Below are 1273 nucleotides of genomic sequence, written 5' to 3'. Positions count from 1 at the left end.
ACGATGGGTTTACTGATCGTCGGTTTCGAAAACCCGGACCCGCTGGCGGAGGAAGACAACAAACATTTCTCGCTGGGCTTCAACTGCGGTGGCGGTACGACCGCAATGGCGCTGTGGGAGTGCATGCGCAGTTACATGGAAGTCGGTCCCGAAGCCGTTGAGGATCAAACGGCCCGTCTGGATTGGAAAAAAGGGATCTGGGCGACTTACCTCGACGACCTGATCAAAGCCGCAAAACTCAGAGGTTGGTTCATAACCGTCCTGTGGGAAGGGTTCTGCGGAATCTTCATTTTCAACACCCTGCTGATCGACGTGCTCGAGCGTTGGAAGCTGAATCCGCCGCCCGATCTGCTGTATCCCGACATCATCGAATGGTCAAAACCACTGCCCCCGGAACAATGGGCAAAACGCTCCCCGGAACTGGAAGCGGCCATCGCCAAACGTGAGGCCGAGCTCGCCGCCCAGTCCGAGGACGCCGCATGAGCACGCCACCGGCAGGCACAACAAAAAAACGGACGTTTTCGCGTAATGACTACTTGGCTCCGTTGCCGGTGCCCACGGGAGAAAAACCACTAGACGTACTCAATATTATTTGGCGTAAGAGCGATGTTTTCCTTGATGTCGGGAGCTATAGCATTGGGGCTATAGTCATGTCGATGTGGCCGACATTGATGGTGTTTCTTGCCATGTCTTTCTTTACTCGAAATCTCGACTCTGAATTCAGTCAAAGTGTCTTGGTATTGGGGGCAGTTATTTTGAGTGTTCCTACCCTCTTTTTAATTCAAGGCCTCTTTCGCGATGTGCCTTTACCCATTCGCTTCAACCGCCAACGCAGAGAAGTCTGCGTCCCCCGCGACGACGGCAAGTACTGGATCGTGCCGTGGGAAAGTGTCACCGCCGCTGCCACGCAACAGTCGTCGGTCAGTCAGGCCGGTAAAGCGACCATGGGATTATTGATCATCGGGTTCGAAAACCCTGACCCGCTGGCGGAGGAAGACAACAAACATTTCTCGCTGGGTTTCAACTGTGGCGGCGGTACGACCGCAATGGCGTTGTGGGAGTGCATGCGCAGTTACATGGAGATCGGTCCCGAAGCCGTTCCCGAAAGTCGAGTGGGCGTTCCTCCCTACGAAAAAACGCAAATTGGTTCACTGATCGTCGACTTGCGTAAGGGCGACGTACTGGGCGTTTTGTGGGGTGTCTTTTGCATTGTTATTTTGGGGACTTACCTGGCAGAGAAAGCTCAGAACCTGAAACTTTCCCACCCGCCCGA

The 1273-nt window shown here is 54.4% G+C and carries 1 protein-coding gene and 1 pseudogene; both read left to right on the top strand.

What is annotated here, in order from left to right:
* Positions 1-483, top strand: a pseudogene (locus BI292_RS11290) (hypothetical protein); the annotation flags it as partial.
* Positions 480-1273: hypothetical protein (locus BI292_RS11285; RefSeq protein WP_101207927.1), on the top strand; the 794-nt coding region annotated here is incomplete at its 3' end. The pseudogene BI292_RS11290 and the gene BI292_RS11285, both read left to right, overlap by 4 nt.

The organism is Pseudomonas sp. 43NM1, assembly GCF_002836905.1.
Taxonomy (GTDB): domain Bacteria; phylum Pseudomonadota; class Gammaproteobacteria; order Pseudomonadales; family Pseudomonadaceae; genus Aquipseudomonas; species Aquipseudomonas prosekii.
The sequence above is the reverse complement of the archived record's forward strand: the minus strand, read 5'-3'. Positions and strand labels throughout refer to the sequence as shown.